Raw genomic sequence first — 24,598 nt, 5'->3', positions numbered from 1 at the left:
TAAATTTTGAAATAAAATACTTATATTTAAATTTAAAAAATATAACATGGAGGAAAATTTTACAGAAATGGTCTCAAAAAAGAATTTTGAATTATCAGAAGAATCGCAAGGATTTTTAAAGGAAATAGCCAAATGGGCCTATTTTTTGTCTATTTTAGGATTTGTAATGATGGGTTTAATGGTGGTTTTAGCGCTTTTTATTGGCACAATTTTTTCAAAGCTGACTAGTATGAGTGGCACGATGAATCCGATGATGGGGGTGGGCACAGGATTTTTTTCTGCGATATACCTACTTATTGCTTTATTGTATTTTTTTCCAATCTATTATTTGTTTCAATTTTCGTCTAAAATAAAGATTGCTTTTAGGGATGATGACAACGAGCAGCTAAATGCTTCCTTTAAATATTTGAAGTCGCATTATAAATTCATTGGAATAATGGCATTAATTTTTGCTTGTTTTTATGGTTTTATTATTTTTATGGGCTTAATTGTAGGTATTTTTTCTGCTTTCTGAATATAATTTTAAAAAAAACATATAACCTCCGCTTCTTTTTTTAAGAATCGGAGGTTTTTTTGTAAAAATAAATACTGTGTAACTTGTTGATATATAGGTGTAATTAAATTATTTTTAATTTTATTTAGTTATTTTAAAACCATAACTGCTTTTGTGGCGTAAATGCTTTTATATAACTTAATAAATAGATTTATGAAAACTAGAAAATTTTTATCAGTAGCCTTTATGGCATTAGTATTTGGAGCAACGTCATTCGCTCAAAAAACAGTAATGGTTGGTGGAGCAGCGATGTACCCTTCAAAAAACATTATCGAAAATGCAGTTAACTCAAAAGACCATACGACATTAGTAGCAGCGGTTAAAGCAGCTGGTTTAGTAGAAACATTACAAGGAAAAGGGCCTTTTACTGTTTTTGCTCCTACAAATTCAGCTTTTGATAAACTGCCAATGGGAACAGTAGAAACATTATTGAAACCTGAAAATGTAAAAATGTTACAAACTATTCTTACTTATCATGTAGTAGCTGGGAAAATGAATTCTGCTGATATCGCTAAAGCAATTAAAGCAGGAAATGGAAAAGCTAAATTGAAAACAGTTAGTGGTGGAACTTTGACTGCATGGATGAAAGGTAAAAAATTATACATTACAGATGAAAATGGTACTATGTCGCAAATTACAATTGCTGATGTGAATCAATCAAATGGTGTTATTCACGTTGTGGATGCAGTTTTTTTGCCAAAAAAATAATTTCAATTAAGAGGTTAGATTTGTTTGTTGATTTAAAAGTCTCGCATATGTGCGAGACTTTTTTATACAAAAAAATCCCAATTCTAATTTTAGAATTGGGATTTCTGATTTTATAATATCGTGTGTTATCGTAAACTTGCTCCTAGTTCTGTTTCAAAATTCTTTTGAAGTTTCCCCATGATTTTATCAATTTGAACATCGGTCAAAGTTTTTGCGGTGTCTTGTATGATAAAACTTAATGCATATGACTTTTTACCTTCAGGCAGATTGGTTCCTTCGTAAACATCAAACAAATTGACGTCTTTTAATAGGTTTTTTTCGCTCTGTTTTGCAATGGCATAAATACTGTCGTATGTTACGCTTTCGTCTACTAGCAAGGCTAAATCTCTTCTTACTTCTGGGTATTTTGGAATTTCTGTAAATTTGATTTTATTGGATATCATTTTAATAATCACATCCCAATTAAAGTCAGCGTAAAACACTTCTTGTTTTATTCCAAAATGTTTTAAGATTGATTTTTTTACAACTCCAAATTCAACCAGAGCATTATGACCAGCGCCTATTGCAATTCCTTCCGAAAAAACGTCAGATGTTGCAGGGCTGTTTTGTGTTTTTTGGATTCCAAATCTTGCAAGAACAGCATCTACGTAACCTTTAAATAAAAAGAAATCAGAAGGTTTTTGTGTTGTAGTCCAACTTTCTTTGCTTCTGTTTCCTGTTAGAAACAATGTTAGGTGTTTGTGTTCTTCAAAACCTGATAAAAATTTATGGTAGCTTTTTCCAAATTCAAATAATTTCAAATCACTGTTTCTGCGATTGATATTGTAGGATATGGCTTCTAGTCCTGAAAACAATAAAGATTGTCGCAATGTTGCTAAATCATTACTCAACGGATTCAACATGGTCACGTTGTGCTCTTCTTTCAACATTTCTGAAAGTTCAACGTAAGAAGCAGTCGTTAATGAATTGGCCATCATTTCATTAAATCCTTGTGAATTCAATTGTGTGGCAACTATATTTTGTAATTTATAATCTTCATTTCTAGGAGAATTAGATACGGTCGCATTCAGTTTATTAGAAAAGCTGATGTTGTTATATCCGTAAACTCTTAATATTTCTTCTATTACATCAATTTCTCTTTGGACATCAACACGATAAGCAGGAATTGTTAAACCTAGGCCTGTTTCTGAAAAGCTATTTACTTTAATTTCTAATGAAACTAAAATTTGCTTAATAGTATCTTTTGGTATTTCTTGCCCAATTATCTTGGCAACATTTGCGAAGTTTAAGAATACGGAGAAATCTTCGATTTTCTTTTGGTAGACATCAATCAAATCAGATGTAATGTCACCACCTGCCACTTCTTGGATTAACAAAGCGGCACGTTTTAATGCGTAGGCAGTAATTGTAGGATCGATTCCTCTTTCAAAACGGAAAGAAGCATCGGTATTCAATTGGTGTCTTTTGGCTGTCTTACGGATGCTCACCGGATTAAAATAAGCACTTTCTAGGAAAATAGAAGTAGTATGCTCTGTAACACCTGAATTTTTACCGCCAAAAACTCCAGCAATACATAAAGGTCCTTTTTCGTCACAAATCATCAAATCTTCTTCATGAAGCGTTCTTTCAATATCGTCTAATGTTGTGAACTTTGTTCCAGAAGGTAATGTTTTTACAATTATTTTTCCATTAATTTTTGTAGCATCAAAAGCATGTAGTGGCTGTCCCAATTCATGTAGAACATAGTTAGTTACATCTACTACATTATTTTTAGGAGTGATTCCTATTGCTTTTAAACGATCCTGCAACCAGTTAGGAGAAGGTTTTACCGTAATTCCTGAAATGGTAACACCGCAATAACGTGGTGCCAGAAGTATTTCTTCTACGTTAACGTCAATTTTAAGTGTTCTCATGTCGACTCTAAAATTGCTGACATAAGGAGTGATTAATTCAACATTTACTCCACTTTGCAGTAAACCGGCTCTTAAATCGCGAGCTGTTCCTAAATGACTCATCGCATCGGCACGATTAGGTGTAAGTCCGATTTCGAATACTTCGTCATTTTCTATTTTAAATACATCTGCCGCTTTTGTTCCTGCCGCAATTGAATTGTCTAATATCATAATTCCGTCATGACCAGTTCCAAGACCTAACTCATCTTCGGCACAGATCATTCCGTGACTTTCCTGTCCGCGAATTTTTCCTTTTTTGATAGTAAAAGAACCACCTTCTTTGTCATACAAAACGGTACCTATTGTTGCTACTGGAACTTTTTGTCCAGCATCAACATTGGCAGCTCCACATACAATTTGTAGCGGTACTCCGTCTCCTAAATCAACAGTTGTTATTTTTAGTCGGTCTGCATCGGGATGAGGAATACAAGTAAGTACATGCCCAACTACTATGCCTTCTAAGCCGCCTTTTACAGACTGGTATTTCTCAACAACTTCTACTTCTAGACCTAGATCCGTTAGTAATGCTGCTGTTTCTTCGGAGTCCCAGTCTATTTTTATGAATTGTTTTAACCAATTATAAGATATTTTCATCTGTCAATTTTAATAAGATTGCAAATATAAGGATTGCAGTTTGTAGTAAGAAACTATTTTTTTGGTTTTTTAACACAGTATTGATATATTTTATAAGTATTCTTAATTGGATATTATTAATCTAAGTTAAAGCTATTTACGAATAACATAAAAAAATAACTATAAAAAAGCACATATGAAAATTTAATGCTATTTTTTGGTGGAATAGTGCTATAGTATTAAGATGTATCAATCTATATTTGATAAAATTTAAATTAATAAGATATGAGTAACATAGTATCAAGACCTGAGTTTAAGGCAAAGTACGATAATTATATAGGTGGTAAATTCGTAGCCCCCATTAAAGGAGAATATTTTGATGTTATTTGTCCGATTGACGGAAAGGTATTTACACAAGCCGCACATTCCGCGAAGGAAGATTTAGAACTTGCTGTGGATAAAGCCTATGAAGCCTTTCAAACTTGGGGAAAAACTTCGGCTACAGAAAGAAGTAATTTATTGAATAAAATTGCTCAAAGAATAGAAGACAACCTAGAGTACATAGCTACAGTAGAGACGATAGATAATGGAAAGGCTATTCGCGAAACAATGGCAGCTGATATTCCTTTAGCTATTGACCATTTCAGGTATTTTGCTGGAGTGATACGTGCTGAAGAAAGTTCGATTGCTGAATTAGATTCACAAACCGTATCTATAGCATTGAGCGAACCTTTAGGTGTAATTGCTCAAATTATTCCTTGGAATTTCCCAATATTAATGGCTGTATGGAAACTGGCACCTGCGTTGGCAGCAGGAAATACTGTGGTATTAAAACCGGCAGAAAGCACTCCTATTTCGATATTGGTGTTAATGGAATTGATAGGAGACATTCTTCCTCCGGGAGTTATCAATATTGTAAATGGTTTTGGTGCAGAGCTGGGAAGAGCTTTGGTAACAAACAAAAAAGTATCAAAAGCCGCATTTACGGGTTCTACACCCACAGGACGTTTAGTGATGCAATATGCCACTGAAAATATTATCCCTGTGACATTAGAACTTGGTGGTAAATCCCCTAATATTTTTATGAAATCTGTTGGTGATGCCGATGATGATTTCTTTGACAAGGCGATTGAGGGAGCAGTAATGTTTGCTTTAAATCAGGGAGAGATATGTACCTGTCCGTCAAGATTATTAGTTCATGAAGATATATATGACAAATTTATAGCTAAAGTAATTGAAAGAACCGAGGCTATAAAAATGGGTAACCCATTGGATAAAACTACGATGATGGGAGCACAGACTTCATTGGTTCAGCAACAAAAAATTCTTAACTATATTAAATTAGGAAAAGAAGAAGGAGCTGAAGTATTGACTGGAGGGGAAGAGAATCATTTAGAAGGAGATCTTTCAACAGGATATTATATCAAGCCTACTCTTTTTAAAGGGAATAATAAAATGCGTATTTTTCAGGAAGAAATCTTCGGACCCGTTTTAGCAGTGACTACTTTCAAAACAACAGAGGAAGCTATTGCTATTGCAAATGATACTATGTATGGTTTGGGTGCTGGGCTTTGGACACGTGATGCCCATGAGATATATCAGGTTCCAAGAGCGATTCAAGCAGGGCGTGTTTGGATCAATCAATATCACTCTTATCCTGCAGGTGCTCCTTTTGGAGGATATAAACAATCAGGAATTGGACGTGAAAATCATAAAATGATGCTTGCGCATTATCAACAAACAAAAAACATGTTGATTTCGTACGATAAAAAGAAATTAGGTTTCTTTTAGAATGTAGCACTAACTATAGAAAAGGTGAGTTGAAAGACTTGCCTTTTTTTATATGATGGGAATAAAGGGAGATTAAAGATTTAAATTTTAGAAAACAAATGATGACTAGAAGAATTGACGCAACCGAAAAAGCAATAGAACTAATAAAAATCTTGCAGGAAAAACACGGCGACTTGATGTTTTATCAGGCCGGAGGATGTTGTGAAGGTTCGCAGCCGCAATGTTTTGAAAAAGGAGGTTTCTATCAAAGATTGGGTGATGTTTGTATTGGTACAATAGAAAACACTGAGTTTTGGGTAGACAAGGATTTATTCGAATATTGGAAACATACGCATTTTACTTTGGATGTAATTGATGCTTTTGGAGTAGGAGGGTTTTCTTTGGAAACACCATTAAAAAAGACATTCCGAATTGAATATAGAGTCTTTACTCCTGAGGAGGAGAAAGATTTAGAACCCGTGAAATATATTGAATAAGCTAATTCACGTACAACAACTGGTATTGTTTTGGCGTAATGCCTTCGTGCTTTTTAAACAAACGAATGAAGTAATTACTGTCTTCAAATCCTGATAAATGACACACTTCATTAATTTGAATCGCTGGGTTTTTCAGTAACTGCTTCGCACATTTTATTTTTTCTCTAATTACAAACTCAATTGGAGTCATACCTAACTCTCTCTTGAAGAAACGATAAAAGGACGTTGTACTCATACAAGCTTTTTCGCTCAAGTTTTTAAGACTTATATTTTCTTTGATGTTTACTCGAATGTATTCTACTACTTGTGCTATCGCACTATTAGGATCTGAGTAAAGTCCTTCCTCAATAGATTTAGCCGTTTGGGTCTGTATAATTCTAATTAGTAATTCTTGTAAGGTCAAATCAGCTAATACATCCTTTGTTATTGAAGTACTCATGCACTCTTTAATCAATTTATTGATGGTTGTAGCTAATTCTACATTGTTGTAGAAATAGTAATTTTGGTAGTTTAAATGCCAGAACTGGCTATTGCCTTCCTTAGGATAACGATCATTTAAAAAATGCAGTGTTTCATTTATTTTTTGTTGGTCTATCGCCAAAGCTAAGCATTGGGTAGGATTATTTTTTGTTGCTTCAGGGAAATCAATTTTCATTTCTACATTAGAAGGAATAACTACAGTTTCACCAGGCAAGTATTCAAACCCTGGCTCGTCAAAAAGGTGCATGACTTTCTTTCCTCTCAACATACTGGTTACTACCAAATCATTAAACTTCAATGGTACTAATTGTGATTCTTTGTATGTTTCAAATAGATTTAATTCACAATGATTTAAATTGTAAACTGTTCTATTTTCAACTAATGTTTTTAACGATTTTTCACTCGACAAATTAGGAGGATTGATGTAGTTGCGATTCATAGAAGTAGTTTATAAAGAAAGAGTTATAAACTTAATAAAAATAAACGAATTAGTTAAATCTTACATTGTTAAAATGGATATAATTTTCATCTTAGGAATCAAATTACAGAAAATTTTAAATCAACTATTTTGCAAGTGCAACCATGTAGTTTTGAAAAAAGAATTGCTTGCAAATACTACCACAAATTATTTATATATTTAAGTTCCATTGTTAAGAATGCTACCTATCATAAATAGTTAGACAGCGTCAAGGATGAAATTTCGTAAAAGCGGAGTAGTTTACTGCGTATATCATTATTCGTGATTCAAGCGTGTAACAAAACATATTTTTTAATTTTAAGATCTTGGTAGGCATTCAAATGTTTTTCTTTTGTTTTCGTACCATGCATTCATACCTTGCGGGAAGTGCATTAACTCTTGCATTTCTCTTAATGCTTTGGTGTGTGCGTCATCCTTTTTTTCAATCATTTCCAAAGCGTGGTTTTTACTCAATTCAGCGATTTCTTCAAAAGTGTGAGCATGAAATTTTTCTTCACATGCTCCGCCAAGTTCTTTACAAGTCATTGTTTTCATAAAATTATTTTTAATTAATAGAGAACTAAATACGAAGAGTCGATATTCAATTTAATGCAATATTCAACACGTATTTTAGTCATTTAACATCGTTATATCGTAAATATAATGGAATTAAATGACAATTTGGTAGTTTTTGAAGAAAAGTGTTTGTCAATATAAGCTTAGAAAAACTTAAAAGAGGCTTTCTATTTCCTCATCAAAGGTTTTGTCTTTTGATTTTGGTTAATGTTTTTTTTGGGGAATCTACGTTGCAAACGAGCCTTTACTTTGTATTCAGTAAAAAACACTAAATTTATTCAAAGGAAAGTAGAGGTGAACTTTCAAACGAGGGCAGAGTAGGAGATACTGTTTTTATTTAAAATAGAACGGTAAGCACTTATCAACAGAAAAAGGGCCAATGCAATTGTAGAGACCCAATAGATAATTTTTGTCATTGTCATTACAAAAATCTTCTGCCCATTGTGAGGCTCTAATGCGCAAAGGCGGGTTTTCATTCTGAGCCATTTTCAAAACAACTTGAGCTAATTCTAATCCAGTTTGATAGACTGATGTTGTGCTTTATCTAGCTCTTTTTTGATTTCCAGACATGTATTTTTCGAATATAGACAAGTATTCCGCCGTCGCAAATTGCCCGTCAACAGCCGTTTTTTCTATGGCCGATTTCATGAATTCGGTTGCAATATCGCCTGGTTCCACACAACTAATTTTGATATTAAAAGCATCTGATACGTAAGTTGCTAATCCTTCCATAAACCCTTCTACTGCAAATTTAGCACCGCAATACAATTCGTTAAAAGGTTGTCCAACTACTCCGCCTACAGAAGTTAACGATATAATTTGACCTGATTTTCGTTTACGCATGCACGGTAAAATGGCTTTTGTACAAAATACAGTACTTAGATAATTAACGTCCGTTACCTATCTTATTTAGGCTTCGGTTGCTTGCTCAGTAGTTTTTGCAAATCCCGCACTTGCATTGTTGTCTAAAAATCAATGGTACCGTTTCTTTCAATAATAGTATTTACCGCTGCTTTTATCGATTAAATAGAGGTAACTTCAAGCGGTAGGATTTCGATGACTAGATCGTCCTGTTTAATTTTCTTTTTTAAATCGGTTGCTTTCTTAGTGTCGCGCATAGTGGCGTACACTTTGTATCCATTTTGTGCAAATAAAATAGCACTTTCAAATCCTACTCCTGTAGATGTTCTTGTAATTAATACGTTTCTTTTCATGATTTATTAATTTTATAGTTACTATTAAACTCTTGTTCAAGCTTATTTTTTCGTTTCTAAAAATGAGATTATTTTATTAGCCACATCATCTGGAACTTCCAATTGTGGAGAATGAGAAACATTTTCGATAAAAAACCACGCTACTTTTTACAATATTTTGATGCAGGTATTCGGATACGTTTGCTTTTACAACGCCATCATGTTTACCCCATAAAATCAAGGTTGGTGTTACAAGGATATAGGGGGTTTCGACGGCGAATAAGGTGTCTAAAATGGGTATTTAGGTATATTTAAAGGTTTACAGCAGTGTAATTTATTTGTATTGTAAAAAAAATCTAATTTTGCATCAAAATAACATCATAATGCAAGTATTAGAGACTTATAAACCTTTTGAAATACAAGAATTAGAATTAACCGAGTGGAAACAACGCCCAGTTAAAAATAATTTCTTCGAACTCGTTTTAGTAATTGAAGGCGATGGCACACAATGCATCAATTACAATCATTACCCTTATGTAAGGGAAGCATTTTTTTGTTGCCGCCTTTAAAATGCCATTCTTTTGATATTAAAACATCTTCTAAGTTTGTGTTTTTAAAGTTTACCGATTCGATTTTCAAGAATACCAATCGATTGGCCATTGACAGAAACGAATGGTTTAAAGAAGCGTCGTATATCCTTTCTAATTACAACCAATTGCCTGGTGATATCATTAAAAATGATGTCGACAGACAGCATATCGAGCGTTTACTTGCTATTATTTTGCAAGAATCTCGCAATTATGGTGACGATTCTATAAGTTTGATTGTCAGTTTAATGATGAGTGTATTAGAAATTATCATTCGCAATATAAAAAAAGGAAGTTTTTCCGAAGTGAGCCCAAACAATACTGACGAGCGTATTACAAAAATGCTCACCTACATCAACGAGCATATTGATAAACCCGAACAACTAAAAATTGAAAACCTCGCCAGCACTTTTGCCATGTCTCCTACTTATGTGAGTGAGTTTTTCAAGAAGCAAGTTAATATGCCCTTGCGAGAATACATTATCAAGGCCAAGTTGAAACTAGTCGAAATCAGGTTGTTAAATTCTAATTTCACCCTGACCGAAATCGCTGATGATTTAGGTTTTACTGATGTCAGCCACCTTTCCAAAACGTTTAAAAAATACACGGGAAAATCCATCCGGGAGTTCAAAAAAGAAGGAGAGTATATGCTGCTAAAAAGATCAGTTTGTAGCGCATAGCATGAGATTTTTCTTTTTTTAGGAGCAGAAAAACTGGAGTTTTAAAGTACGATACGTCCTGCTGTACGCTATATAAACATTAACAAAAACTACGGTTAGAAAAGCCTTCTTTTTCTAAATGGGGCGATCCCGCTGCCATCAGGTTTTGCTGTTTTTTTTAAACAGCTTTGGTTGTGTAATCACAATAATTTTTCGTTAAAAAAGCAGTTGAAGCTATAAAACAATAATTTTTCGGACTGTATGTACTATTGTCTATTTTTTAAAATCAGCTTTAGTTAAATCAGTATTGAATTTTATATCAGACCAATTCACGAGTGTCCATGGCTCATTAGTAACCTCTGCATCCCAATTAGATTTTTTATATTTACGTTTTGTAGGTAACAATAGACCTTCAATATTCTCGTATTCCAATTTCATTAAAAAAGGCTCCATTTTGCCGAAATCAACCACTGTAAAAAGAAACTGATCTACTAAATGCGTCTCTTTATTGATATACAATTGATAGGTATCTTTGGGTTTATCATCTTTAGATTGAAAAGTGACTTTTACAACGTCATATTTTATGCCATCAATTGTTTTCTCATCTAGGTATTCATAAAACAATCCATTATCCAATAATTTTTGCATCATTGTAAACCAATAAAAATTAGTTGGTCTATTAAAAATCACCGTTTTTAATAGGTCTTGATCCTTTATAATTTTCCCTTTATGCTTAAGCCAATATTCATTACCGTCATATCCTTGCTCCACTAGTCCGTCTAGGTTTGCTAAGGTACGTTCGTGCTTTTTATAAGCGCCGTAAGACAATTCTCCTTCAAAGATATACTTCTCTGTAACACTATCGGTTTTGTTATCTGGCGTTTGGTACGTATACGTATATACTACATTTTTTTTATCCAAAAGTGCATTAAAATTGCCCACTTTTTGAACCATATTATATACTAATTCATGCCCTTTATTTGCAAATTTTGGCGTCGTCGAAGTAATAGAATCAGTTGGGATTTGTTTTTTCGCAGATTGGTTATCGTTTTTACACGAAACCAAGAGAAAACCTAAAGTTATGCTGACTAGTAATTTGATTCTCATAGTATTTATTATTTTGAAAGGTATTGTTGATGATTGTGTTTTGATTTATAAAAAATGTGGTACGATAGTTTGCATTGAGTCGAAGCAGCTAATTTATGAAATACATAACAAATAGAAGGTTCTTGAGCATTTTTATAATTAAACTGGAACTATAAAATAAAAGGTATTAACTGCGGCTTTCGTGAAGCTTTATTCATTTTGAAAGTTAAGAAAACGAGTGTTTTAGGACAAGAAAAAATATCAAAATAATTTTAATAAAACTATATATTAAAGTAAGAGGATAAGCTGTATCAGTTCTTATTAAACAAGGTTTTTTAGTGCTTCGATTATATCTTCCGGTTCAGAACGCGTTCTATAATCAACATTAACGTAATTCCAAGTAATGATTCCGTTAGTTCCAATGATGAACGTTGCGGGAATAGGTAGAACGCTGCTGTTGCCATTGTTGATTTTCTCTAAATCTAAGTTGCGATCCACGCGCATGTGATCTAACAAAAATTCAGGAACCTCCCATGCAACACCGTATTGCGATGCGACTTTTGCGTTTTGATCTGATAAAACGGTAAAATTCATTTCGCTGATCTCAGTTTTTGTTAGGGAACCGTCAGGAACTTGCGGACTTATGGCAACGAGAGTAGCACCTAGCGTTTGAATTTCTTCTAATCGGGCTTGTAATGCTCTTAGCTGTAAATTACAATACGGACACCAATCACCACGGTAAAAAGTGATTACCACTGGACCTTGAGATATTAATTTTTTCAATGATACTGATTCACCTTCTTGATTTGGTAATTCAAAATCAATGGCTTTTTGTCCCACTTTTAATGCGTTGGCCCCTTGTTCAAATTCTTTTGCTTTATTTATTGCTGCATCGACACCTTTCATGAATTCAGGATTAGCTTGGCGTCCTGCTTCAATTTTTGCGTCTGTTTGTTCTTTTAATGTTTTCATGTTATTATTTTAAATTGCTTTAAGGGCGTCTTTATTTCTGTAATTGTAATTCTTCTCTTTTTGCCTCGTCTGAAGTCTTTTTTTGATTCCAATACGGTTCGTTTAGGGTCTTCTTTAATTTTGCTTCAGTAATTAATCCGTCGCCATCGTCTTCTGTCCAAGATTCAATTTTGTAAGGAAAAGCTTTTTGTACTGCAATAGTCACTTTTCGATCGTATTTAGCGTATTGAATAGTGTAATTGATCAAATTATCGGATTCAGTTTTACTAATCGTAGCTTTTGTAGCTTGAAGTTTTTTATAAAAAAAGCGACTATAAACCGTGGAGAAAATCATATCCACTTCACCTAGAGGAAGGTGTGCTTTGTTGATTCGCAAACGCGTCATTAATTCTTCTTCAAGTAGTGCAACAGGAATGTCTTTCTCAGTATCGCCATCAGCTTCAAAATAAGAGAATTGCTTCATGTGATAGTTATTTTTACCAAGGTTGAACTGTGTAAAAGTATGACCACACCACTCTTGTATGCTTGTGTTTGATTTTAAAGTATGCGGATACTGACCTAAATCTACGGGCGTAAAGGTAGAGCTAACGATAGAATAATCGTAAATCCCGGTCGTGAATTTTCTTATTTGGTTTAACTTCATCACCGAAATATTGTCTTTACCCGCTTTTTCTGGATCATCTAATTTGACTTGTTTTTTTAACGAAAAAGGTTCCGTTACGAATACCAAAACTACTTCGCCATTACGAATTTCGCCATAGCGAGATTGTTTTAATGTGTAACTATCCAATTCCGCTTTTCCAGAATACCAATAATCATTAAACTCTTTTGTTGTAGTGCCGCTATTTGCAGTGCTGTCCTGATCTTTGGATAACTTTTGGTCTGACTGACAACTAAATAAGGTGACAATGCTAATGCAGCACAATGTATTTAAGAATGTATTCATAAGTGTCTATTTTTAAAGCAGTAATTTTTTTAAATTTCTAAAATGCTTGTTACTCGTTGAAGAGGTTCAGCGGCTATTTCTTTATCTAAATTATAGTCACTTAAATTTAATATAAGGCTACTAATAACGATTCCTTTTCATAATTACGGGAATAATTTCTTCTGTTTAAACTAATTAGTTATTACCTGGGTTAACAGTTGTCATTGTAAGTGCGTTTTAAGCTAAAAATCTGCGATTATTTTCGTAGGTATGCTAGAATAAGCAGTTACCTATTGCCATTGTTGTCGAACGTTTTTATTCAGTTATTTTATTTTTTATTCTTGGATTTATTTTAGTTAAATCCTTTGCAAAATGAAACTTGTCTTTTGGTGAAATTATAATAGCATCAAATTTTCCATATTTGATTTTAATTCGGTCAAATGATGGTGCAGGTGAAGAGATGATACTTTTAGTTTTTGATATTTCTTTGATTTCATCAATATCAATCGGTTCATACGAAAATATTCCGGTTTTTATTTTAAGTTTATCATTATCTATGGTGTATTGGGTTTTTAAAAAAAGATGCGCAATAAAAGCAAAAACTACTGAAAGGAATACTATTAATCCAATCGTTTTTGCATTAATATTTCCATTAATTAAATCAGGAATCAATGGTCCATAAAACACCAAGAATACAAAAGTCAGTAATCCGTATGATACTTTTGATGGATATGTTTTTGTCATAAAAATTTTATATTCATTAATCTTTCCAATCTTGTTTTTGGTTTAAAAAAGTTCCAGACCGAAGATCGCCAAAGTTTTTGACAATCACGTATTTCTCTTTTGCTATTTGCTCATCGTTGCGCGTACTAACTGTTGCAATTCTGCGCGAACGTTTACGCATAACTGCGCGATCGGGTCATCTTTTTCATTTTAAGGAAATTAATTTTTTAGTGACTAATTCCAGATCACTTTCACTGATTTCTGGTTTTGGAGCAAGAGGGTACAATTGAGCACCTGGTCTACTAATAAAAGCACCTCTCCAGCCAGCCCAAAGTGCACCGGCAATATCCCATCCGTGTGCTGCTACTAATAGACATTCAGAAGGTTTTACACCCATTTTCCTTGCTGCCCAATCGTAGGCATCTGCATGAGGTTTAAATTTTCCTATATCCTCAATACTTAATCTTTCTTCAAAATAGTCTAATAATCCAGCATTTTCAAATTGTGTTTTCACCCCCTTATTTGATGAATTGGTAAAGGAAACTAATTTGTATCCAGCATCTTTTAATTGCTGTAAAGACGCTTTGACTTCGGGATGTGCCGGTAGGGAGCGGATGGGAACCAAAATAGCTTCTTTAGCTTCATTTTCAGTAATAACGATACCATTGTTAGCTGCGACCATTTGTAGTGCTGCCGCTCCAATTACTCCAAAATCATTGTATTGTCGTCCTACGGTAGAGACTAAAGAATACTGCAACATGGTGGTAAACCATAACGGTAATAATTCACTTCGGCCTCCAAGTATGTTTCCAACGCTTCTCTTCATTGCTGTTAAGTCTAGTAAAGTCTCATTAACATCAAAAAATAATACTTTGGGTCTTGTCGATAACTCTTTTGATTCCAATTCGTTCGCAGCGGTTGCAGCAAATCCAAAATAAGGAATTGCTGTACCTGCAATTCCAAGTAAAGCGGTGTTTTTAATAAAATTTCTTCTATTGTTTTTCATTGTTTGTGTATTTATGTTAAAACATTTTATGAGGTATGTTTTCGAAGTAAAAAAAAAATTATGGTTTTAGTTGATTTAGGTATAATGATAAACCAGAAATATATTGAACTAGAATAATCTCTTTATCATATAACTTTGTAATCTGCGCGAACGTTTAAGTATAACTGCGCGATCGGGTAGCCATCAATAATGAATGATGGCTATCTCAATCCTATTGAAATTAAATTTAGTCGTTCACGATAAATGCGTGAATTACTCCTGGTAGCCATCCTATAATTGTGAGGATAATACTTATCAGAAATGTTCCACCAATTCCGTGTTTCATAAAAACTGCTAATGGTGGTATTAATATATTTAGTATAATTATTAATGGTGACATATTTTATGTTTTTTAAATTACTTTAAATTTTATCTTCAATTTGTTCTTCCTCGACCGTTAAAAATGGTGAGCCAATCGCACCTCCTGCAAATGCAGCTCCAGCGCCTAATAAGAATAGAAAAAATGCTATAATGCTGTATTTTCCTGCTGCATCAGCTGCTTCATCCGTTACTTTAATTGCTTTCTTTTTTGCTTTTGCATAGTACTTTTCTGCCTTGTTTACAGCTTTGTCTATCTTTCTGTCCCATTTTTCAATTACTCCGTTGATTTCAGCTTCTGATAATTTGGTATTCTCGGTTAGATAATTCTTAATCTCTTCTTTATTTAGAAGTTCATCTGCGCCATCTGCGTTAATCCTTAAATTCCCGTCTTTATCTAAATCAACAGATAGTTCATTAAAAAATTCGTCAATATTCTCGTCAAGATTTAGGTCCTTTAAAAATGCTTTAGAATCTCTTTGGGCTTCGTTCATTGTGCTTCTGATCTCTGCTGATGCATCGTTTGGTAAAATATCATTTCTTTCAGCAGTATTAATGAGTTGAAAAGCTTGTTTTTTAATTGTTTCCATTGAAAATGTTGCGTCATCTGTTCCTTTGTTTTCAGCTTCTTTTAATGCTTCAGCGACATTTGTTGCTGTAGAATCTGAAAAAACTGAGCTTGCTGCGCTTGCCATCCCGTTGAAAATTCCTCCAATAGTAGATGTTACAAGATATATCGAAAGTATTAAATAAAGAGCCCAAGCAAGAAATCCGTGAAGTCCGCCGTCACTATTTGCTGGCAATCCGCTCATACGACCAGCTACCATACCACCCATAAAGAGAGCAGCAAGATTTGAAATTCCCCACCATACTATCGTTCCAGTTCCCAAACCGTCCATTGGATTGGCTTCGGTCATTGGGTCAATGGTGGTAAGTCCAATACCCAATCCGAGAAGATTAAGTAGAAATGCTACTGTAATTGCGGTAAGAGTACCTGCGATGATTGCTCCCCAAGATATTCTTGAAATTTTTGGAAATTTATTTTGAATGTCAATGTATTGATTTCTCATTGTATTGGTTTTTAGTGTTTTACAAATAAAGTTAGTTAAAAAAGGTGGTTAAAAGACTCTATTTTGAAAAAACTTTGATGCTATCAATTTCATCAAAATTTAATTTTGCTACTCTTTTCCTTGTATTAGTGATGTCAGCGGTGGCAAAAGGCTCTTTTATTTTTTGTGTGGTTGGTGGTGCGTTTTTGGCAAAAAACAAATGTGCCTTTCGAGTATTGGCTTTTTTTAGCCTTGCACATAACTTGTATATACTCGCTACTCAATAGCGACTATACACCCCAAATCAGTTAGATTGTCGCTATTGAATAGCGCATTTTTCAGTTATTCAAATATATAAATTTACCGAAAAATCTGATGAATTAATTTGAGTTGAGTTGTTCCCGATAGCGCGAATTTTCAACAAGTACCTATTCCAATTATCAATTGCAATTTATTTTTAACGGTTCTTTTTGAACTTTTCACTTCTCAGTTTCACGCTTGTTTTCTCATTGTTGCGGGCACAGAATGCAATTCTGCGCTAACGTGGTTCCACACGAAAGGATTCGTGCCTTTACTTTATGTTTGATAAAAAGAGTAACTTTATTCAAAGGAAAACAGAGGTGAAGATTAGGTAATGGAATCAGGAGATTCCATTTTATCTGGCTTCGACATGACTTTCAGAACAAGTCGAAGAGCTTACTTTCTTAATTTTGATTGGTTAGTGAAGACAACCAAGGTATGAGGTAGGTCCCCAACATTCCTAATATAGGCAAACAGCACAAGGTTGATTTTTCAAATCTGTTTCCGACCAGGCATAAAAAAAAACTTGATCATCAACACGGGTTAAACTATCCAATGATTATCACGATATGTGAATTGTGTAAAAATACTTCAAAATTACGTAACATATTGAATAAGAATGATTTATCTTTGAAGTAATTAAGAACAAAAAGTATTATTATAATTTAAGAAACTTATTTTTTTCAGTTATGTTCGCTAAATTCCCGAAAAATCGCTAATTCAACAGACTTCTTCTTTGGAAATAATAGATTCTTTAAATAGAAATACGAAAACAAATAATTCACACTAAAATCAATATTATGAAAACTAATTTCTTTAAAATCATCACTATCTTGACAACATTTATGTTAAGTTCAAGCGTTTCTGCCCAGGTGGATGGACCTATCCTTAACGGAGTAGACAACACCAGCGAGTATAAAACAATCGAGTTAATAAATATGGACAAAGATCTCTCGACCTTTGCAAACTTGCTGACGCTTTCTGGGCTCAATCTTTCTTTGGCGCTTACCACAGAACCCCATACACTGTTAGTTCCTACCAATGAAGCTTTTTCCAAAATGTCCATAAAACGGTTTGTGGAATTGACCAATCCAAAGAACAAGACAGAACTGATCAAATTTATGACTGACCATTTTTTATCAAAAAAATATAATAGTTATGAGTTTAAGCAGGCTGATATCATCAGTACTGGAAATAACACCAAGATTAAACTTTATAAGGATGATTATTATTTGTCTTTTGGAGGAGCAGAAGTCATTCAAGCAGATATCAAATCTAAAAACGGAATGATTTTTATAATAGATGGCTTTATAGAACCTTCCCGTTTTTAAGAGCAATTCAAGTTTTTGATACTATAAACCTCACAAGGGCTTTACTTCAAATTTCAATAGAAATATGTTGAAGGAAAGCCCTTTTACTATGTCTGTGATAAGTTCAATATTTAACACAAAACGAGCGCTGTTAAAATGATATTTCAACAAATTTTAAAATCACGGCTCGCCTTTTAATCCCTCATTGTGGGTTTAATTCCCCGGGGCTTGCCTCGCAATCAAAATATATTTTCATAATCAACAACCTCGTGGCTTGCCCCGAGGTTGTTGATTATGAATTGTTTTAATTAAAGTTTATTATCCCGATAACACGAATTTGTAATCCGTACCCATGCCAATTATCAATTGCAATTTATTTTCACCAGTTCTTTTTGAACTTTTCACTTCTCAGGTTTACGCTTGTTTACTCATTGTTGCGGGCACAGAATGCAATTCTGCGCTAACGATGGGAAAAAATATATCCGAGCAGTCAGGGCCAACGTTTGCGCTAAAATATCGGTTCGGTCGGTTTATTTAACTGCTGGCTTTACCATTTTCTTGTTATATAATATTCTGCTATTCTAAATAATACAAAACATGTAAAAGCAATAACTAATTTGATTAAAAATTTAGATTTCGGTTGTTGAAACTTATTGAAATTCATTAATGCCTTTATGCTTTGAATAACTTTTTCTTTATTTAACCATAAAATGATTAGTATTAACAATTGGTACAGAATCGCTGCTTTTAGAGCTCCATAATGCACTTCGAAATATATGTCTTGTAAGATCACATTGACAAGTATAGTAGAGGCAATTAAACAACCAATAAGTCTAGTTCTTTTTATCAAAATCAAAGCCCCTCCCATTATTTCAAAAAGTCCTAAAGTTATTGCATATGATTTAGAATAACCATAAAAAGCCCACATCAATTGCATTCCAGTCATTTCTGAAACTGTTTTCTCAATCGCACTAGCTCCTTCAAATTGTAATGCTTTTCCGCCACCATAAACAAACAAGCCAAATACTACAATCCAGCTAATTGCATTTTCAAATATTTCTATTTTATCTTTTCTGTCGAATTTCATTCTTTGTGTTTTCTAGAAGTTTATTACAACTTTCTTGATCGGTTCTTTTTAAATTGAGTTTACTGTAAATATAGAATCTTTAGCTTTTTTAAATAGCTACCACGCGAAAGGATTCGGGCTGTAGCGGGGGTAATTACTTATTTACTATTAACTTCATTGTTGTTAAAAGTTGTTGTGTTTTTTCGATGTCAAAGTATTTATCTTTTATAAGCTTTACTTTATAGTTCACCGGTAAATAAATACCCCATTTAGAAAAATCTAATAATGCTGGATTTACTCCTAAAAGTATAGAAATATGACTATCAATATCGGTTAATGGGAGAGCTATAGAACTCCATTTTGAGATTAATTCTTCTTGAGGAATCTCTATATAAAACAGACACTTGGATTCTCTCTCATCAAGGGAATTTTTTATTCCTGCAATATTTAAGAGTAATTGTATAGTCCTGTTTATCCGTGTCCCTGCAAAAGTGAATAGTTGCAAGTTTCTTTCTGTTAAAAATAAAGGACGGTCAGTGTGCAAATCAAGTATTTCGAAAACAGAAAAATCTTTACGAAGAATTTCTATTTCGTTACAACTTGGTTGGTCAAGAAAATCGTAGTTTGTTTTTGAGTAAAGAATTTCGAGCATTTTTTCTCTAATTCTTAGATGTAATGTTGCCCCATTACTCGAAAATTTAGGTGGTTTTCCATCATTTGTAGGCACTACTTCTATCTTTTTAGCCTTGTGGTCAATGAATTTAATTTTCCAAATTTTAGCAGATAGCAAAATATTTTCATCTTCAATTATTTGTAATGAAAAGGGTATTTCTCCAATTTTATTACCTGCATTTACTACTTTAAAATTTTCTTCAGTTTTAAATACGCTATAAAAATCACGACTATTTACGACTTTTTCTCCTTCTACACCGATTATAACTTCGTATTGTAATTTTTCAAGGAAATCAATTTCAATTAAATGATTAAGGATTTGTTCTATATCAGATAATTCAATTTGTTTAAACGCAGCATTTTCTTTTAGTTGATTTATTAAATCCTTTAATTTAATTCCTGAATGTCCTTTTGTTATTGATAAGGCCTGATGGACTAGAATATCATAGGGCCTTTCGTTTTTTTGAGGTGGTTCAATAAAACCTTCTTTGTATAATAACCAACAAGCAATAGATTGAAGTAAGCTCCATTTATTTGTAGCATACAGAAACAAATTACTGCTTTCTCCTTCTTTTCGTCCACTTCGTCCAACTCTTTGAATTAACGAAGCAATGCTATGAGTTGCGTCAATTTGAACTACTTCATCAACTGTTCCAATGTCAATTCCCAATTCAAGTGTTGATGTGCAAGAAATGCAAAAGTTTTGTCTATTGTTGTTCTTTGCAAAATATTCAACGTACTCTCTTACTTCTCTGTCCACTGATGAATGATGTGAAAAATAATTAGAATGCCCATTCACCCGGCCTGAAATCTTTTTAAGTTTTACCGCTACCTCTTCAGCTCGTCCTCTACTGTTGGGAAAGATTAAAACCTTGTTATCTTTTGTTTCTAGGTATAAATTTTTCAAAAGTTCTAAAGGTAACTCTTCGGTTTCATTTTTGAAGTAGCGAAATTGAGCATTAATTTCTTTGGCGGTTCTGTCAATTAATATTTTAGTCTTCTCAGCATTACCAGTAAATTCTTTTACTTCTGAAAATTTATTTTCTTCACTCATTGTAGCTGATAGACCAACAATGCTGTACGCTTTAGAATTCAGCTGTTGTAGTCTTGATAAAATAGATTTTAATTGAATTCCTCTGTCTGTACCGATAAATGAATGTATTTCATCTATAACTACATATTTGAGATTTGAAAACAACTGTTTTATATTGAAAGGCTTATTCACAAACATTGCTTCCAATGATTCAGGCGTAATTAATATTATTCCGTTTGGTTGTTTTATTAGTTTGTCTTTCAATGTTTTGTTGGCCTCACCATGCCACTTTGTGACAGTTACATCGAGATTTTTACAAAGTTCTTCAATGCGAAAAAACTGGTCGTTTATTAAAGCAATTAAAGGCGAAATGTAGAGTACTTGAACACCAGATTCGTTAAAATCAACTTTTGAAAGGATTGGTAAAAAAGCAGCCTCTGTTTTTCCTGATGCCGTTCTTGACACTAAAATAAAATTGTCTTCAGAAGAAATAATTTTAGTAATAGCAGCATTTTGAATTGGGCGCAATTGTTCCCAATGCATATCACGAACATATTTTCGTATTGGCTCTGAAAGTAAATTAAACGACATTATAATTCTTCAATGCTATCTAATGAAAATTCAGCAGGTCTTTCATCTGAAATTTCTAAATCTCCAAAAAGCTTCTTTTTGTCTATTTCTGGATTTTGTCGAAGAATATTGAGTATGTTGAGAAAATCTCGAATAACTTCTCTTGGCGTTAAAAATTCTGAGGCTCCAGGTTTGTTAAATAACTCTTCCATAAACTGTTGAATATCTTCATCATTGATTGATATTTCCGTTTTGTAATTGTAATCAAATATAGCTTTCAACTTTTTAAGCAATACAAATATTTCATTATGGTCAAGAGGAAGTAGACGAATCACCGGTTGCGCAAAATCTCTTATTTCGGCTGTTTCATATTTATTAGTTATTAATCTTTTTTTTAGAGCGTCATAACTAAAAAAGCCTCTGCGTTGATTTTCTAAAACTTCTTTTGTACCCGCAAAGTTGAAAAATAAATTAGTGACTTTTCCTTGAAAACAATCGTTATAAATCGTCAATATTTTTTCGTAATTCTTCTCTCTAACAGCAGAATTTGAAATTTTGTAAAGATTAATAGCTTCATCTAAGTTCACCATAAAGCCGCTATAGCCCATACTTACAAATAATTTACAAAAATTTTTGAGCATATCATAGTAATTCAAATCATTAATGACTTCTCTTACTCCTAAATCTTGTCTCGCTTCGGTTTTCGTTTTGTATTCTCCTTTGAGCCACTTCAAGGAATTTCTTCTTAATTGCTCATCATCAGTTATATATCCTTCGTAATATTTCATTACAACCACTCCAAAATCGAAACCACCAACATCTGTGATGTCATTAATGGTTTTCATAATATTGCTTTGTATAAGCTTCAAATATTGTTCGTTACGAATATCTATTAAGGAAATATTGTTGTCTTCTGCAGTTTTAGAAATCACTTGTTCAATCCATTTTTCCAATAAAGTAGGTAAAGCTCCACCTTCAGGTTTGGTCTGAATAGATACATTATCCATAATGGCAGCGTATAATGCAACACCTTTTCCGTCATTGGAATACAGACGATTGTCGGGAGTGAAGTCAGCATTTGCTACGACAAATTTCTGTTTTAAAGCAACAGTATTAAGCAAATGAAGCATAAAGGATTTACCTGACCCAAAGTCACCAATCCAGAATTTCACCATGCTGTGTCCATTCTTTACATCTTCTAATGCAGAAACAACTGCATTTATTTCTTCCGAACGTCCAACAGCAATATGTTGAACGCCAATTTTTGGAACTACGCCCCCAATTAATGAATTGATAATTGATGTAGCTTCTTTAGGTTTAATGTTATTTATCATATTGTAGATATTTTTTGAAAGTAGTTAATGTTGATGGTGTAGTAATCGTCTTCTTCCTCAATCAATACATCATCCAAAAACTCGTAACAAGTATCGTTAATACTTTCAATCAAGGAGTTTTTAAAGACTCCTTTTGATTTGGCAAATACTTCAAACTCCTCTTGAGGTATTGAAAAATTGCTTTTAGCAAATAGTTGTAATGCCGCTGCATGTATTGTTGTAAAAGATATTTCGCTTACAAAAGCGTACTGATGAACCTTTTCGTTTTTTTTAGTTATCTCGAGTTGGATTTCTTCATTGCTTATTTCCTGTGATTTTACAATGATGTTCTCATCTTCAAATTCATCCTTCAAATACTCATTAAGTAGTTCAACAGTTTCGGAGTGTTGTTGTTGAACTTCTTTAATTGATGACGTGTTAAGCTTTATTTTTTTACGTTTAACCTTATATAAGTTAGAGACGCCTTCCAGCGCTTTATCTATATCCTTGTCTTTAATTAGTTCACTAATAATTTTTTCAAAAGTGTGTAATTGTTCATTTGTATTGAACAATTTTTTCTGGATGGTTTTAGTAAGTTGTTTATTATTGAAAGTGGCGGATTCCAAATCGCAGTATAAATAAGACACATAAAAAGTAAGTGCAGATTCCTTGTCATATTTAGAGATAAACTTTGAAGCTTCAAAAAAGATGTTCTCAATTGACGGATTCTTTTCGTTTAGTAATACAAGAGAGTGAATCGAATCGATAAACTCATTTGAATTTTCATTATAGTTTGCTATTAATTCTTCAAACTTAATTTTCCAACGATTTGTATTTTGTGAGTATAGCTCGATCTCTGTCGCTTCATCTGGTAATGCAACTTTAGAGATTAATAAAGGGAGTAATTCAGTTACTTTCGAAATTATTTTTGTGTCAAAAATGGTTTCTGAATTTGTTGTTCCATAGTAAAAACGAGTATCTAATTTACGTTTGTGACTGTAAAATTCGCGAACTGCATTTTCACAATGTTTAAAAATATTTGAATGAATTTCTTTTATAGCTAATCCTAAATAGTGATGATACAATTCAGTTCCTACGCTATAGTTAAGATGTCTATTCGTAAGTAATTTTGCAACAGTTGAAAATTCTGTTTCTAGATTCGTTCCTTCTATTTTATAGTTGTTTACTAACTCTGCAATTAAAACAATATAGAGTTTTATAATTTCAAGACTACAAAACTCAACGTTGAAAAAAACATTACTTGGATTATAAATATTGTTAAGTAGTATTACCTCCTCTTCATTTAGTTTTAGTTTTTCTTTGTATTTGGTTCCTAATTTCCAATACTCTTCATAATAATTATTTTGAGGGTAAACAGTATCTTCAGTTGATACAGAATAATTCTCATTTTTGATTTTTTGCCTAAGAAATGAAATACCGTAGGATTTTGTTTTAGGATAATATTGACCTAAAGTTTTAAGCTGGTTCTCAAGTTTAGGAATGTCTTTAGAATTATCATATTCAGCGAGTAAGTCAAATAATAGAATGAAAGCATAATTTGTGTTTCCTTCTAAATCATAATACTCATTATTTAAGAAGCTGTTTTTGAAAATACTATAAAACTTCTTTTGTTCGCTTGAAGCTCTATTTATCTCTTCATACGAGTAAATATATTGATGTTTCCATGCAGGTACGTCGACATTGTGTTTTAAATTACTTATTGGTGGTATTGTGTAAGACTGATCCGAAATGTCAATTACTGAGTCGTCATTAGAGTTATTTGAAAAACCTAAAGTTGTCACGGTTACTTTGGTGTTGTTAAAGGGGTTTTGCACTAATTTTTGTGGTATTATCTTTTCTTTTTTATAATTAGAATTTACATTTCTTATTAATGGATTGTATTTAAGATTAAACTTTTCTTCAGACATAGTTAGAAAAATTATAAAATCAATTATACTTATAAATAACGGAATATAGGTCCAGAAAAAAATTAGAGAGAATATACCTTTTGCTGTTTGTCCTAAATAAAATCTATGAATTCCAATTCCACCTAAGAATAATGCCAAGAAAGAAGCAGTATTTTTACTTTTCATTTTTTACTTTTATATTATAACGTGAATAAATTATATTTGTAGTGGCATTTTTTTCTTATTAAAAGCTACAAATATTAACATTCCAATTTTTAATAGTGCTGTCATTAGTGTTCTGAAT

At 32.9% G+C, this 24,598-nt stretch carries 23 protein-coding genes; 7 read left to right on the top strand and 16 right to left on the bottom strand.

Features of this window, described 5'->3' with window-relative positions; genetic code table 11:
* Positions 1-46: 46 nt before the first annotated feature.
* Together QO200_RS04480 and QO200_RS04475 are read left to right on the top strand one after the other, a co-directional pair.
* A complete protein-coding gene (locus QO200_RS04480; RefSeq protein WP_371536871.1) occupies positions 47-514 on the top strand; it encodes a hypothetical protein in 468 nt (155 codons plus the stop codon).
* A gap of 192 nt (positions 515-706) precedes the next feature.
* Complete coding sequence (locus QO200_RS04475; protein WP_371536869.1) at positions 707-1,261, top strand: fasciclin domain-containing protein; 555 nt, start codon at positions 707-709, stop codon at positions 1,259-1,261.
* A gap of 125 nt (positions 1,262-1,386) precedes the next feature.
* On the opposite strand, the gene pheT is transcribed toward QO200_RS04475, so the two are convergent.
* Positions 1,387-3,807, bottom strand: coding sequence for a phenylalanine--tRNA ligase subunit beta (gene pheT, locus QO200_RS04470; protein WP_371536867.1), 2,421 nt, complete (start codon positions 3,805-3,807; stop codon positions 1,387-1,389).
* A 264-nt stretch (positions 3,808-4,071) separates the two neighbouring features.
* On the opposite strand from pheT, the gene QO200_RS04465 reads away from it, so the two are divergent.
* Both QO200_RS04465 and QO200_RS04460 read left to right on the top strand, forming a co-directional pair.
* Positions 4,072-5,577 (top strand): aldehyde dehydrogenase family protein, encoded by a 1,506-nt coding sequence (locus QO200_RS04465; RefSeq protein ID WP_371536864.1) that lies wholly within the window; start codon positions 4,072-4,074, stop codon positions 5,575-5,577.
* Positions 5,578-5,678: 101 nt separating this feature from the next.
* Positions 5,679-6,053, top strand: coding sequence for a DUF779 domain-containing protein (locus QO200_RS04460; RefSeq protein WP_371536933.1), 375 nt, complete (start codon positions 5,679-5,681; stop codon positions 6,051-6,053).
* Position 6,054: 1 nt separating this feature from the next.
* On the opposite strand, the gene QO200_RS04455 is transcribed toward QO200_RS04460, so the two are convergent.
* The 4 genes from QO200_RS04455 to QO200_RS04440 all read right to left on the bottom strand — a co-directional run bounded on the left by QO200_RS04455 (position 6,055) and on the right by QO200_RS04440 (position 8,780).
* Positions 6,055-6,972: an AraC family transcriptional regulator N-terminal domain-containing protein gene (locus QO200_RS04455; RefSeq protein WP_371536862.1), complete on the bottom strand. Its 918-nt coding sequence runs from the start codon at positions 6,970-6,972 to the stop codon at positions 6,055-6,057.
* A gap of 336 nt (positions 6,973-7,308) precedes the next feature.
* Positions 7,309-7,545: a DUF1059 domain-containing protein gene (locus QO200_RS04450; protein ID WP_371536860.1), complete on the bottom strand. Its 237-nt coding sequence runs from the start codon at positions 7,543-7,545 to the stop codon at positions 7,309-7,311.
* Between the two features lie 561 nt (positions 7,546-8,106).
* The gene (locus QO200_RS04445; protein WP_371536858.1) at positions 8,107-8,409 is read right to left on the bottom strand and encodes an SDR family NAD(P)-dependent oxidoreductase; all 303 of its coding nucleotides are present in this window, start codon (positions 8,407-8,409) and stop codon (positions 8,107-8,109) included.
* Between the two features lie 179 nt (positions 8,410-8,588).
* Positions 8,589-8,780: a hypothetical protein gene (locus tag QO200_RS04440; RefSeq protein ID WP_371536856.1), complete on the bottom strand. Its 192-nt coding sequence runs from the start codon at positions 8,778-8,780 to the stop codon at positions 8,589-8,591.
* Positions 8,781-9,142: 362 nt separating this feature from the next.
* Here QO200_RS04440 and QO200_RS04435 point away from each other — a divergent pair, with 362 nt between their 5' ends.
* Complete coding sequence (locus tag QO200_RS04435) at positions 9,143-9,328, top strand: hypothetical protein (RefSeq protein ID WP_371536854.1); 186 nt, start codon at positions 9,143-9,145, stop codon at positions 9,326-9,328.
* Between the two features lie 38 nt (positions 9,329-9,366).
* Positions 9,367-10,026 carry a helix-turn-helix domain-containing protein gene (locus tag QO200_RS04430; RefSeq protein WP_371536852.1) on the top strand — a complete coding sequence of 220 codons (660 nt, stop codon included), beginning with the start codon at positions 9,367-9,369 and terminating at the stop codon, positions 10,024-10,026.
* A 252-nt stretch (positions 10,027-10,278) separates the two neighbouring features.
* On the opposite strand, the gene QO200_RS04425 is transcribed toward QO200_RS04430, so the two are convergent.
* The 7 genes from QO200_RS04425 to QO200_RS04395 form a co-directional block, all read right to left on the bottom strand.
* Positions 10,279-11,112, bottom strand: coding sequence for a hypothetical protein (locus QO200_RS04425; RefSeq protein ID WP_371536849.1), 834 nt, complete (start codon positions 11,110-11,112; stop codon positions 10,279-10,281).
* A gap of 300 nt (positions 11,113-11,412) precedes the next feature.
* Complete coding sequence (locus QO200_RS04420) at positions 11,413-12,063, bottom strand: peroxiredoxin-like family protein (RefSeq protein ID WP_371536847.1); 651 nt, start codon at positions 12,061-12,063, stop codon at positions 11,413-11,415.
* A 31-nt stretch (positions 12,064-12,094) separates the two neighbouring features.
* Positions 12,095-13,009, bottom strand: a complete 915-nt coding sequence (locus QO200_RS04415) for a septum formation inhibitor Maf (protein ID WP_371536844.1) — start codon at positions 13,007-13,009, stop codon at positions 12,095-12,097.
* Between the two features lie 294 nt (positions 13,010-13,303).
* The gene (locus QO200_RS04410; RefSeq protein WP_371536841.1) at positions 13,304-13,732 is read right to left on the bottom strand and encodes a PH domain-containing protein; all 429 of its coding nucleotides are present in this window, start codon (positions 13,730-13,732) and stop codon (positions 13,304-13,306) included.
* Positions 13,733-13,916: 184 nt separating this feature from the next.
* On the bottom strand, positions 13,917-14,717 hold the full coding sequence (locus tag QO200_RS04405; RefSeq protein ID WP_371536838.1) for a haloacid dehalogenase type II: 801 nt from the start codon (positions 14,715-14,717) through the stop codon (positions 13,917-13,919).
* A gap of 226 nt (positions 14,718-14,943) precedes the next feature.
* Complete coding sequence (locus tag QO200_RS04400; RefSeq protein WP_371536836.1) at positions 14,944-15,096, bottom strand: YqaE/Pmp3 family membrane protein; 153 nt, start codon at positions 15,094-15,096, stop codon at positions 14,944-14,946.
* A gap of 22 nt (positions 15,097-15,118) precedes the next feature.
* Positions 15,119-16,144 carry a hypothetical protein gene (locus QO200_RS04395; RefSeq protein WP_371536834.1) on the bottom strand — a complete coding sequence of 342 codons (1,026 nt, stop codon included), beginning with the start codon at positions 16,142-16,144 and terminating at the stop codon, positions 15,119-15,121.
* Positions 16,145-17,223: 1,079 nt separating this feature from the next.
* On the opposite strand from QO200_RS04395, the gene QO200_RS04390 reads away from it, so the two are divergent.
* Positions 17,224-17,754, top strand: a complete 531-nt coding sequence (locus tag QO200_RS04390) for a fasciclin domain-containing protein (protein WP_371536831.1) — start codon at positions 17,224-17,226, stop codon at positions 17,752-17,754.
* A 526-nt stretch (positions 17,755-18,280) separates the two neighbouring features.
* Here the strand turns inward: QO200_RS04390 and QO200_RS04385 are convergent.
* The 4 genes from QO200_RS04385 to QO200_RS04370 form a co-directional block, all read right to left on the bottom strand.
* Positions 18,281-18,820, bottom strand: a complete 540-nt coding sequence (locus QO200_RS04385) for a hypothetical protein (protein ID WP_371536829.1) — start codon at positions 18,818-18,820, stop codon at positions 18,281-18,283.
* A gap of 133 nt (positions 18,821-18,953) precedes the next feature.
* Complete coding sequence (locus QO200_RS04380; RefSeq protein ID WP_371536827.1) at positions 18,954-21,095, bottom strand: DEAD/DEAH box helicase; 2,142 nt, start codon at positions 21,093-21,095, stop codon at positions 18,954-18,956.
* A complete protein-coding gene (locus QO200_RS04375) occupies positions 21,095-22,408 on the bottom strand; it encodes an ATP-binding protein (protein WP_371536825.1) in 1,314 nt (437 codons plus the stop codon). The genes QO200_RS04380 and QO200_RS04375 overlap by 1 nt, the downstream gene beginning before the upstream one ends.
* Positions 22,405-24,480 (bottom strand): tellurite resistance TerB C-terminal domain-containing protein, encoded by a 2,076-nt coding sequence (locus QO200_RS04370; RefSeq protein WP_371536822.1) that lies wholly within the window; start codon positions 24,478-24,480, stop codon positions 22,405-22,407. Before QO200_RS04370 ends, QO200_RS04375 begins: the two co-directional genes overlap by 4 nt.
* Positions 24,481-24,598: the final 118 nt, after the last annotated feature.

The sequence above is a fragment of the Flavobacterium sp. Arc3 genome, assembly GCF_041431375.1.
Classification (GTDB): Bacteria; Bacteroidota; Bacteroidia; order Flavobacteriales; family Flavobacteriaceae; genus Flavobacterium.
This window is presented reverse-complemented; position numbering and strand designations above follow the sequence as displayed.